This is a genomic window from Pseudomonas sp. S31, from assembly GCF_016648105.1.
Lineage (GTDB): Bacteria > Pseudomonadota > Gammaproteobacteria > Pseudomonadales > Pseudomonadaceae > Aquipseudomonas.
This window is the reverse complement of the sequence record NZ_JACVVE010000076.1, coordinates 1-10,259: the sequence shown is the minus strand read 5'-3', so window position 1 is coordinate 10,259 and position 10,259 is coordinate 1. Positions and strand designations below refer to the sequence as shown.

Sequence of the window (10,259 nt, the reverse complement as noted above, 5' to 3'; positions counted from 1 at the left end):
CCCCCCCCCCCCCCCCCCCCCCCCCCCCCCCCCCCCCCCCCCCCCCCCACGCCACATCCCCACCAGCCCTCGCCTACCCCTTCCCGACGAATGGCCTATCGCTATATAGTTCAGACTATAACGATAACCCCCAAGGAGCTGTCTTCATGCGTATCCGCCTGACCCACCTGGCCGCAACCGCCCTGGCCAGCCTACTTTCCGTCAACAGCGCCTGGGCCGATGAAGTCCAGGTAGCGGTCGCCGCCAACTTTACAGCGCCGATCCAGGCCATCGCCAAGGACTTCGAGAAAGACACCGGACACAAGCTGGTCGCTGCCTACGGCGCCACCGGGCAGTTCTACGCGCAGATCAAGAACGGCGCGCCGTTCGAGGTGTTCCTCGCGGCCGACGACAGCACCCCGGCCAAGCTCGAAGCGGAAAAGGAAATCGTCCCCGGCTCGCGCTTCACCTACGCCATCGGCACCCTGGCCCTGTGGTCGGCCAAGGACGGCTATGTCGACGACAAGGGCGAAGTACTGAAGAAGAATGAATTCCAGCACCTTTCCATCGCCAACCCGAAAGCCGCGCCCTACGGCCTGGCCGCTACCCAGGTATTGGCCAAGCTCGGCCTGACCGACGCCACCAAGGCCAAGATCGTCGAAGGCCAGAACATCACCCAAGCCTACCAGTTCGTTTCCACCGGCAACGCCGAGCTGGGCTTCGTCGCCCTGTCGCAGATCTACAAGGACGGCAAGGTACAGAGCGGCTCGGCCTGGATCGTCCCGGCCAACATGCACGAGCCGATCCGCCAGGACGCCGTGATCCTCAACAAAGGCAAGGACAGCGCCGCAGCCAAGGCCCTGGTCGAGTACCTCAAGGGGCCTAAAGCCGCCGCGGTGATCAAGTCGTTCGGCTATGAGCTCTGATGCCGCTCGACGCCAGTGACCTGGGGGCGGTCTGGCTGACCATCAAGTTGGCCAGCCTGACCACCCTGATCCTGCTGGTACTGGGCACCCCCATCGCCTGGTGGCTGGCGCGCACACGCTCGTGGCTGCGCGGGCCGGTGGGGGCTGTGGTGGCGTTGCCGCTGGTACTGCCGCCAACGGTGATCGGTTTCTACCTGCTGATCGCCCTGGGCCCCCACGGCTGGTTGGGCCAGGCCACCCAGGCGCTGGGACTGGGCACCGTGGTGTTCAGTTTCACCGGCCTGGTGATCGGCTCGACGGTGTACTCGATGCCATTCGTGGTGCAGCCACTGCAGAACGCCTTCGGCGCCATCGGCCAGCGCCCGCTGGAGGTGGCCGCTACTCTGCGCGCCAGCCCGTGGGACACCTTCGTCCATGTGGTGCTGCCACTGGCCCGTCCGGGCTTCGTCACCGCCAGCATCCTCGGCTTCGCCCACACCGTGGGCGAGTTCGGCGTGGTGCTGATGATCGGCGGCAACATCCCCGACAAGACCCGTGTGGTCTCGGTGCAGATCTTCGATCACGTCGAGGCCATGGAATATGCCCAGGCCCACTGGCTGGCCGGGGCCATGCTGGTGTTCTCCTTCCTGGTGCTGCTGATGTTGTACGCGGGGCGCCGCGGCAAGGCGGGCTGGAGCTGATATGACCGCATCGATCGTGGCGCGCCTGCAGTTGCTGCGCGCCGACTTCAAGCTGGATGTCGACCTGCAGTTGCCGGGGCGCGGCATCAGCGCGCTGTTCGGCCATTCCGGCTCGGGCAAGACTTCCTGCCTGCGCTGCCTGGCCGGCCTGGAGCGGGCCGCCAGCGCCTACATCGAGGTCAACGGCGAGGTCTGGGAAGACAGTGCCCGCAGCCACTTCGTGGCCCCGCACCTGCGCCCCGTGGGCTACGTGTTCCAGGAGGCCAGCCTGTTCCCGCACCTTTCGGTGCGCGGCAACCTGGAGTTTGGCTGGCGCCGAGTGCCAGCCAGCCAGCGCAAGGTCAGCCTGGAACAAGCCGGCGAGCTGCTGGGCATCGGCCACCTGCTGGAGCGCAAGCCGGGCACCTTGTCCGGTGGCGAGGCGCAACGGGTCGGCATTGCCCGCGCGCTGTTGAGCAGCCCGCGGCTGCTGCTGATGGACGAACCACTGGCCGCGCTCGACGGGCCGCGCAAGCGCGAGATCCTGCCTTACCTGGAGCGCCTGCACGACGAACTGGACATCCCGGTGGTGTACGTCAGCCATGCCCAGGACGAAGTTGCCCGCCTGGCCGATCACCTGGTGCTGCTGGAGCACGGCCGGGCCACCGCCAGCGGGCCGATCGCCGCGACCCTGGCGCGCCTGGACCTGTCGCTGGCCCAGGGCGATGACGCCGGGGTGGTGTTCGACGGCATGGTGGTCGGCCATGACCCCCACTACGACCTGCTTGACCTGCGCCTGCCCGGCAGCGAAGGCCCATTGCTGCGCATCGCCCATCCGGCGCACAGCATGGGCAGCACCCTGCGCATCAAGGTCCAGGCCCGCGATGTCAGCCTGGCGCTGGCGGCCGACAGCGCCTCGAGCATCCTCAACCGCCTGCCGGTGCGCGTGCGCGAGAGCCGCCCGGCGGACAACCCGGCGCATGTGCTGGTGAGCCTGGATGCCGGTGGCAACGCCCTGCTGGCGCGCATCACCCGCTACTCGGCGGACCAGCTGGGGCTGCACCCGGGCCAGGCGCTGTGGGCGCAGATCAAGTCGGTGGCACTGTTGGGCTGAGCGCGCTGTCCATTGAGCAATACCCGCTCGACGGAACGCGTCCATGCTCGACTGCCCACTGCCCCGTACCCTGCATTATGTCGACGACAGCCAGCCAGGCCTGACCCGCAAGCGCTGGCGCGACCGCTTCATCTACCTGGACCCCGCCGGCGAGCGGGTACGCGACCCAGACACGTTGGCCCGCATCGCTGCGCTGGTGATCCCGCCGGCCTATACCGATGTGTGGATCTGCGCCGACCCGCAGGGCCACCTGCAAGCCACCGGCCGTGACGCCCGCGGGCGCAAGCAATACCGCTACCACGCCGAATGGCGCAGCCTGCGCGACCAGCACAAGTATGGGCGGATGTTGGCCTTCGCCCAGGCACTGCCCAAGCTGCGCGCGCAGCTCGACCTGCACCTGGCGCGGCCAGGGCTGGATCGGGAAAAAGTCATGGCCCTGGTGGTATGCCTGCTCGACAACACGCTGATCCGCATCGGCAACCCGCAATACCTGCGCGACAACAAGTCGTATGGCCTGACCACCCTGCGCAACCGCCACGTCAAGGTCCAGGGCAGCACGGTGCGCTTCCAGTTTCGTGGTAAACGCGGCGTGGAGCATGACGTCACCCTGCGCGACCGGCGCCTGGCGAACCTGCTCAAGCGTTGCATGGAGCTGCCCGGGCAGGCGCTGTTCCAGTACCTGGACGAAAATGGCCAACGGCATAGCGTCGGCTCCAGCGAGGTCAACCAGTTTCTCCAGCAACTGACCGGCGCCGATTTCACCGCCAAGGACTACCGCACCTGGGCCGGCAGCAGCCTGGCCCTGAGCCTGCTGCGACCATTGGCCTGGGAGCCGGAAAGCGAAGCCAAGCGCCAGCTCACGGCCATCGTCCGCCAGGTCGCCCAGCGCCTGGGCAACACCCCGGCGGTGTGCCGGCGCTGCTATATCCACCCCGCTGTGCTCGAGCATTACCAACTCGGCCGGTTGGCCGAATTGCCCAGGCACAGAAGCCGCAAAGGCCTGCAAGCGGAAGAAGTGGCGTTGCTGCTGTTCCTGCAGGCGCAGGAGGCGCTCACGGGCGATTGAGCAGGCCTATCCTGGCCATCATGCAGAGAAATTTCCCATCTGCCACGAAGCGCCCTATTCTTGCCAGCGAGCACCTTCGCCGACACGCCATTCAGGCTTTACATCGGCGCCTGCAAGTGAAGACCTTCAACAGATTTTATGCGTTCGGGGAATTACTCTGGGCCGAAAGCGTCTTTAATGAGAAGGAAGAGGGACAGGCTCCCGCCGCCGTGGCATCTGGCTCGACGGACTTTTACCCCACCAAGGAGAACTACATGCTGATACTCACCCGTAAGGTTGGCGAAAGTATCGTCATCAACGATGACATCAAAGTCACCATTCTGGGAGTCAAAGGGATGCAGGTGAGAATTGGCATCGATGCACCAAAGGATGTCCAGGTTCACCGTGAGGAAATCTTCAAACGCATCCAGGCTGGCAACCCAGCCCCGGAAAAAGGCAACGAAGAGCAGAATTGATCGTTCACCCTCAAGCCGCACGGATGCGCTTGCTTGCCCGTTCCCGCTCAGGCGCAGCTCTGCGCCTCAAGCGCCAAGCAGCTCACGCACCTTGGCGATCATCCTGTCGATGTCGAACGGTTTGTCGAAAACGGCCGCGAACCATTGCGGGCAGACCAGGCCCTGACTTGCCTGGGCGCCGCTCATCAGGATCACCGGTAGGTCCGCCAGTTGCAGTTCCTCGCGAATCGCCCGCACCAGTTCCTCGCCATTGAGCACCGGCATCATGTAGTCGGTGATCACCAGTTGCACGCGTTTGTCCTGCAATGCCTCCAGGGCCTTGCGCCCATTGCTGGCCTTTTCCACCAGGTACCCGGCGTCCTCCAGGGCGAAGCCGAGGATATCGGCGATCAGGTATTCGTCATCGACGACCAGGATGGTGTTCATGGGCAATCGTCAACCACTGCCCTGCGGCATCGGGGTGCCCGACAACACCCCGCAGGCGCCTTCGAACGCCCGCGTCAGGGTGATGCCGCCCGGCCCGATCTGCAGGTCGTGCAGGGCCGGATCGTGGTGACTGTCGCGCACCTTGAGGATCGACAGCAGGCGCCGCAGCTGCGAGTCCAGTTCGACGAAACGCATCAGCATGAGGTTGTCGACCAGGCCCGACAGGTCCGGCGCCGGCGCAGTGATTTCCGCGCCGAACAGGTCGCGCATTTCCCAGGTCAACATCACGCTGACGTCACGCGCGCGCAGCTCGCCAGCCAAGGCACGGAAAAAGCCATTGAGCCGCGTCGGCTCGACCGCCAGGCGGCTGAAGGCGCCCAGGCTATCGATCAGCACGCGCTTGCTGCCGTGAGCCTCGACCTGCGCCAGCAGACGAGCGCCGACCTCATCCAGCAAGCCCTCGGTAGTGGGTTGCCAGCACAGCGACAAGGCGCCCTGGTGCTCCAGTGCGGCAAAGTCGAAACCCAGCGAGGCAGCCTTCAGGCGCAAACGCGCCGGGGTTTCGTAGAAGCCGAAATACAGGCCTGGTGCGCTGGGGGTGGAGGCGCCGAGGAAGGCCAGCCCGAGGGACGTCTTGCCAACGCCCGAAGGCCCCATCAACAGGCTGACCGAACCGCTGGCCAGGCCACCATCGAGCATCGCATCCAGCGACGGTACGCCGCTGCTGACCCGCCCCGGGCTGTCGTTGCCATACTGGCTGGGATGACTGTACAGCGCCTCCAGACGCGGGAAGACCTGCAGCCCACGGCCGTCGATCAGGCATTCGTGACGGCCGGACAGCGCCGCGCTGCCGCGGGTCTTGCGCAGCTGGATATGGCGCACCGCGCGGCTGCCCACCCACTGTTCGCCGAGCTCGATCACGCCATCGACCATGGTGTGCTCGGGGCTGCCTTCGTCCAGGCGGGCGCTGGTCAGCAACAGCACGGTACAGCCAGCGAAGGCCGCATGGCCTTGCAGTTCGGAGACGAACTTCTTGGTGACGAGGGTGGTTTCGGCATGCACCCGGGCGTTGAGCACACCGTCGACGATCAGCAGGCTGGCCTGCTGCCGGGCGATTTCCTGGCGCAGCAGCCGCACCACCGCCTCGAGGCCTTCCTGCTCCAAGGTGTCGAAAGCGCTGACGAACTGGATGGGGTCACCCACCAGGGCCGGGTCGAAGAATTCCAGCGTACCGAGGTACTGGAACAGGCGTTCGTGGGACTCACTGAGCAAGGTCGCCACCAGCACCCGTCCACCCTGGCGCACATGGTTGCAGGCCAACTGGTTGGCAAGAATGGTCTTGCCCGCACCAGGCGGGCCTTGGACGATGTACGAGGCGCCCATGACCAACCCGCCCTTGAGCAACGCATCGAGCCCCTCGATCCCGGTGGTCAAACGCTGCAATGCCTGAGCCATGATGCTTACCTTTACTGGAGGTTGCCGGAATACACTGGCAGATAAAGGCTCATGCAACTGCCTTCGCCGACGCTACTGGCCACGCCGATGGCGCCATCGCTCTGCTTGGCGAAACCATACACCTGACTGAGCCCAAGGCCCGTGCCCTTGCCAAAGGGCTTGGTGGTGAAGAACGGCTCGAAGATCCGCGGCAACACGGCCGCCTCGATACCCGACCCGGTATCGCGGATATCGAACCGCACATACGGGCCACACAAGCCGTCCACTTCGCCAGCCAATGTCACGGTGTTCACCGACAGGTCGATGCGCCCTTCGCCCTCGATGGCGTCACGAGCATTGAACACCAGATTGAGCAGGACCATCTGCAACTGCCCGGCATCCACGTCGATCAACGGCAGGTCGGGCTGCACCTGTTCGTGCAATTTGATCGAACTGGGCAAGGCATGCTCGATGAGACCGCGCGTCGAAGCGATCAGTTCGGCAGGGGTAATGCGCGCCACGTTCAATTGCCGGTGGCGGGCAAAGCTGAGCAGTTGCTGGGTCAATTGGGTGCCGCGCTGCCCGGCATCGACGATGTGCTCGAGCATGCGCTGGACCCGCGCCGGATCCTGCGCATTGAGCGCCAGACGCGCAGAGCTGAGGATGATCGTGAGCAGGTTGTTGAAGTCGTGCGCCATGCCCCCGGTCAACTGGCCCAGGGCCTCGAGCTTCTGCGCCTGGAACAGCTGGGCACGCACCGCATCCAGTTGCTGGGCAGATTCGTGGCGGTCGGTGATGTCACGCGTGACCTTGGCCAGGCCGACGATCCGGCCTTGCTCGTCGCGTATCACATCCAACGCGGCCAACGCCCAGAACTGCGTGCCATCCTTGCGCACGCGCCAGCCTTCGTCCTGCGCCACGCCCTGTTCGAGCGCCTGGCGCAACAGCCGTTCGGGGCGCCCGTCGCGGATATCCTGGGGGGTGAAGAACATCGAGAAATGCCGGCCGATCACCTCGTCGGAGCGGTAGCCCTTGATCCGCTCGGCACCTGCATTCCAAGACACCACACGGCCGAGGGGGTCAAGCATGTAGATGGCGTAGTCGACCACCGACTGCACCAGTTGCTCGTAGCGCTCGGCCGGCATCACCGGCTGGTCGAGACATTCAGCTGAAACCATACGCGCTCCACTGGCACGGCGGGAGGGAGATCATGGGCTTGCCGGGCAGCTCAACCGCAAGGCATGCATTGGCTGTTCACGGGTCGGCTTCGATCAGCGACGGGCTGACTCGACGCGGCATGGCCACTTTCAACAGCCACGCGCCGATCAGTGTGATCGAACCACCGCCGAGCAAGGCGTGCAACCGCTGCGCTTCAGGATACTCGACATCGAAGGCGAGCATCAGCAAATAACCTCCGAGGCAGATCAGGCACAGGTACAAAAAGGCGGCCGCCACCACTACGTGGGCGAACAGCAGGCGCCAGAACAGCCGGGGGCGAACGATACGCCCAGAACGGGCAGGCGGAGTGGCCAGTGCCATGGCTTCGCACTCTTGGATCCAATTCAAACCGCAACAGTGGCGTATTGATACTGCTGTGTCAATTCAGCACAGCGCGACGGTCTCCATCCTTGATCATAGGCGCTACACGCTAGGGGTATATAACATTGGTGCATATCGGCGGCAGGTTTACCGCAGCAGGCAGCCTTCGGCCCCGGCGAAGATCAGGGACAGGCGATAGATAAAACAACGAAGCGATGTTGATGGTGCCCCGAGCCGGACTCGAACCGGCACGTCTCGCGACGGCGCATTTTAAGTGCGATGTGTCTACCAATTTCACCATCAGGGCACGACGGGAAGCAGCCGATTAGACACGAAAAGATGGCGAAAATCAACGCATTAGACGACCCACCCGGCCACCGTGTGTGGGCCCGATCCCAGCAAACCGCCCTGCAGCTGCTAGAGTGGGATTTGTCTCCCCCCACAGGACCACCGCCATGCGCTATTCCCTGTTCGACGGCCAACGCGACCTTATCATCCTGGTTGCGCGGATACTGCTGATGATCCTGTTCGTGGTGTCCGGCTGGGCCAAGCTCACCGGCTTCGAGGGCACGGTCGGCTACATGAGCTCGTTGGGCGCCCCTGCCCCGACGCTGGCGGCGGCGGTGGCCGTGCTCATGGAGTTCTTCGTTGCCATCGTGCTGATCCTGGGCTTCTACACCCGGCCATTGGCGTTCCTGTTCGCCCTGTTCGTGCTGGGCACCGCGCTGATCGGCCACCCGTTCTGGAACATGGTCGACCCCGAGCGCAGCGCCAACATGACCCAGTTCCTGAAGAACCTGAGCATCATCGGCGGCCTGCTGCTACTCGCAGTGAGCGGGCCCGGGCGCTTCTCGCTGGACGGCCGCTGACTCAGTCGGCGTCGTCGTCGAGCCAGGCTGGGTGGTCTTCGTCTTCGTCGATGAAGTCATCCAGCGTGTCCTCGTCCTCTTCGATTTCATCCTCGGCGCCCTGGGCATCCGCTTCGTGGTCGAGGTCGTCGTAGAGAAATTCCTGGTCGAGCAGGTGATCGTGCTCGGGTTCGTGCAGGTCGTCTTCGTCGTGCATGCTGGCTCCTGGAAATTGGCCTCGCCTGTATAGGCACATCATCGCGCGCGGTCAATGCATTTGGGTTAACGCTCGCTTAACCCACCCGCAATAGGCTGCAATCTCTCCCTTCAAACGTTCGTTGCCCACCTCCATGGTGGGCTTTTTTCTTTTTCCGCTCGGAAAAACCGAACATCGTGTGGCGCACTTCACGCTTCGCGGACGCCTGCCATTACAAATGGAGGCTTTCCCATATCACTTCGACATTGTTACCATTTTACCCATAGCACTTTGGCAGCATTGAAGATCGCTTCCGGGCGAGTATTCTGCACCTCTTTGTCCACTTTTCCCCAAGGACGGACTCCATGAAGCCCCTTTCTATCTTCGTCATTTCGGCGCAATTGCTCGTTGTGGGTGCTGCCTGGGCTGATGAAAACCGCGGCAGCTGGTCACAGGAACCGACCGCATTCCTCGGCGTTGACTTGCAGGGCGACTTCGTCCAGCAAGTGGCCGAGTGCCCTGCCGATGGCAGCAAGCCAGAAACCCTGTGCCGCATCGCCACCGCTATCCCGGACAGCTTCGAGGTCCGCGGCCTGCCTTACCTGCCGATTTCGCCGGGTTACAAGCTGGTCGCCAACCTCAAGGACGGCCAGCTCAACGAACTGGTGTTCAGTGGTAACGCCAACAGCCTGTACCTGGTAACGGACATGCTGACCCAGCGCTTCGGCGAGCCGAGCGACCAGCACATGCAGTGGATCAAAATGAAGTCCGGCGCGTCCTACCAGACCGAGGTGATGAGCTGGCAAGGCGAGAAAGTGGCCGTGAACTTCCAGCGCATGGAAAGCGACCTGGGCAAATATGCGGTGACCCTGACCAACGTGATGCCGGCCACCATCACCCCGGCGGTAGACACGATCTCCAGCGCCGAGGCGTCCGAGGTGGGTGAGACTCAATCCTCCAAGCTCTGAGGCTTGTAGAAAAAACGCGCCAGCGGCATGCCCTGCCCCTGGCGCGTTTTTTCATGCCTGCCCGGCCACAAACCTCAGTCCCGCTCGGCTCTTCGGCTGGCCTCGGGAGGGGAATACGCCATGCGATATTCACCCAGCCGACGAAACGGCGACTGTTTTATCCAGGCATCGGCCTTGTGGAAGATAAACAGCTGCAAAGCCCAGAAGCTCAGGCAGAATGCTGCTCTTGCGTCACTCTCCATCGGCACTTCATAAGACAGTACCGCGCCAGCGAACATGATGCTGGCAAAGAAGAAGCCAGACGTCAGGCCATTCGCCAGGAAGTTGAGCCTGTGCCAGTGTTGCGGCAGAAGCTCCAGCGGCCCCAGCGCGAACAGAACAAAGCCGAAAGGGACCAAATAGGCGATAAGTGAGCCGGACAAGCCCCCATAGCGCAGGATCACGATCCAGATCGCAAGCCATAGGAACGCAGCTGTACGTGATCGGGTCGGCATTATTTGCACGCCAAACGTCCGGACGCTTCGCAAGAAATCCATTACCAGCCTCCCTGTTTGGTAAACGCAGTTTCGGCACTCCATGCCGGAGCTCCAAGCTTTTTCGACCCACAAAGAAAAACCCCGCAGACGTTAATCTGCGGGGCTTTCGAATA

The 10,259-nt window shown here is 63.6% G+C and carries 13 protein-coding genes and 1 tRNA gene; 7 read left to right on the top strand and 7 right to left on the bottom strand.

Going from position 1 to position 10,259, the window contains the following annotated elements; translation table 11 throughout:
- Positions 1–146: 146 nt before the first annotated feature.
- From modA to csrA, 5 genes are all read left to right on the top strand, one after another.
- Positions 147–905, top strand: coding sequence for a molybdate ABC transporter substrate-binding protein (modA, locus tag IAE37_RS28400; RefSeq protein ID WP_201178767.1), 759 nt, complete (start codon positions 147–149; stop codon positions 903–905).
- The gene (modB, locus tag IAE37_RS28395) at positions 905–1,585 is read left to right on the top strand and encodes a molybdate ABC transporter permease subunit (protein ID WP_201178766.1); all 681 of its coding nucleotides are present in this window, start codon (positions 905–907) and stop codon (positions 1,583–1,585) included. Before modA ends, modB begins: the two co-directional genes overlap by 1 nt.
- A gap of 1 nt (position 1,586) precedes the next feature.
- On the top strand, positions 1,587–2,678 hold the full coding sequence (gene modC / locus IAE37_RS28390) for a molybdenum ABC transporter ATP-binding protein (protein ID WP_201178765.1): 1,092 nt from the start codon (positions 1,587–1,589) through the stop codon (positions 2,676–2,678).
- A 43-nt stretch (positions 2,679–2,721) separates the two neighbouring features.
- A complete protein-coding gene (locus tag IAE37_RS28385) occupies positions 2,722–3,744 on the top strand; it encodes a DNA topoisomerase IB (protein ID WP_201178764.1) in 1,023 nt (340 codons plus the stop codon).
- 254 nt (positions 3,745–3,998) lie between these two features.
- A complete protein-coding gene (gene csrA, locus IAE37_RS28380) occupies positions 3,999–4,199 on the top strand; it encodes a carbon storage regulator CsrA (protein ID WP_201178768.1) in 201 nt (66 codons plus the stop codon).
- Between the two features lie 66 nt (positions 4,200–4,265).
- Here the strand turns inward: csrA and IAE37_RS28375 are convergent, their stop codons facing one another.
- The 5 genes from IAE37_RS28375 to IAE37_RS28355 all read right to left on the bottom strand — a co-directional run bounded on the left by IAE37_RS28375 (position 4,266) and on the right by IAE37_RS28355 (position 7,905).
- Positions 4,266–4,625, bottom strand: coding sequence for a response regulator (locus tag IAE37_RS28375; RefSeq protein WP_201178763.1), 360 nt, complete (start codon positions 4,623–4,625; stop codon positions 4,266–4,268).
- A 9-nt stretch (positions 4,626–4,634) separates the two neighbouring features.
- Complete coding sequence (locus IAE37_RS28370) at positions 4,635–6,080, bottom strand: ATPase domain-containing protein (RefSeq protein WP_201178762.1); 1,446 nt, start codon at positions 6,078–6,080, stop codon at positions 4,635–4,637.
- 11 nt (positions 6,081–6,091) lie between these two features.
- Positions 6,092–7,237, bottom strand: a complete 1,146-nt coding sequence (locus IAE37_RS28365) for a two-component system sensor histidine kinase NtrB (protein ID WP_201178761.1) — start codon at positions 7,235–7,237, stop codon at positions 6,092–6,094.
- A 76-nt stretch (positions 7,238–7,313) separates the two neighbouring features.
- The gene (locus tag IAE37_RS28360; RefSeq protein WP_201178760.1) at positions 7,314–7,598 is read right to left on the bottom strand and encodes a hypothetical protein; all 285 of its coding nucleotides are present in this window, start codon (positions 7,596–7,598) and stop codon (positions 7,314–7,316) included.
- Between the two features lie 222 nt (positions 7,599–7,820).
- Positions 7,821–7,905 (bottom strand) — tRNA-Leu (locus tag IAE37_RS28355).
- Between the two features lie 148 nt (positions 7,906–8,053).
- Between IAE37_RS28355 and IAE37_RS28350 the strand changes: the two genes are divergently transcribed.
- Positions 8,054–8,467: a DoxX family protein gene (locus IAE37_RS28350; protein WP_201178759.1), complete on the top strand. Its 414-nt coding sequence runs from the start codon at positions 8,054–8,056 to the stop codon at positions 8,465–8,467.
- Position 8,468: 1 nt separating this feature from the next.
- Here the strand turns inward: IAE37_RS28350 and IAE37_RS28345 are convergent, their stop codons facing one another.
- Positions 8,469–8,663, bottom strand: a complete 195-nt coding sequence (locus IAE37_RS28345) for a hypothetical protein (protein ID WP_201178758.1) — start codon at positions 8,661–8,663, stop codon at positions 8,469–8,471.
- Between the two features lie 344 nt (positions 8,664–9,007).
- On the opposite strand from IAE37_RS28345, the gene IAE37_RS28340 reads away from it, so the two are divergent.
- Positions 9,008–9,610, top strand: coding sequence for a hypothetical protein (locus tag IAE37_RS28340; protein WP_201178757.1), 603 nt, complete (start codon positions 9,008–9,010; stop codon positions 9,608–9,610).
- A 74-nt stretch (positions 9,611–9,684) separates the two neighbouring features.
- On the opposite strand, the gene IAE37_RS28335 is transcribed toward IAE37_RS28340, so the two are convergent.
- Entirely contained in the window at positions 9,685–10,146 is a 462-nt protein-coding gene (locus IAE37_RS28335) for a hypothetical protein (protein WP_201178756.1), read from the bottom strand.
- Between the last annotated feature and the right edge of the window lie 113 nt (positions 10,147–10,259).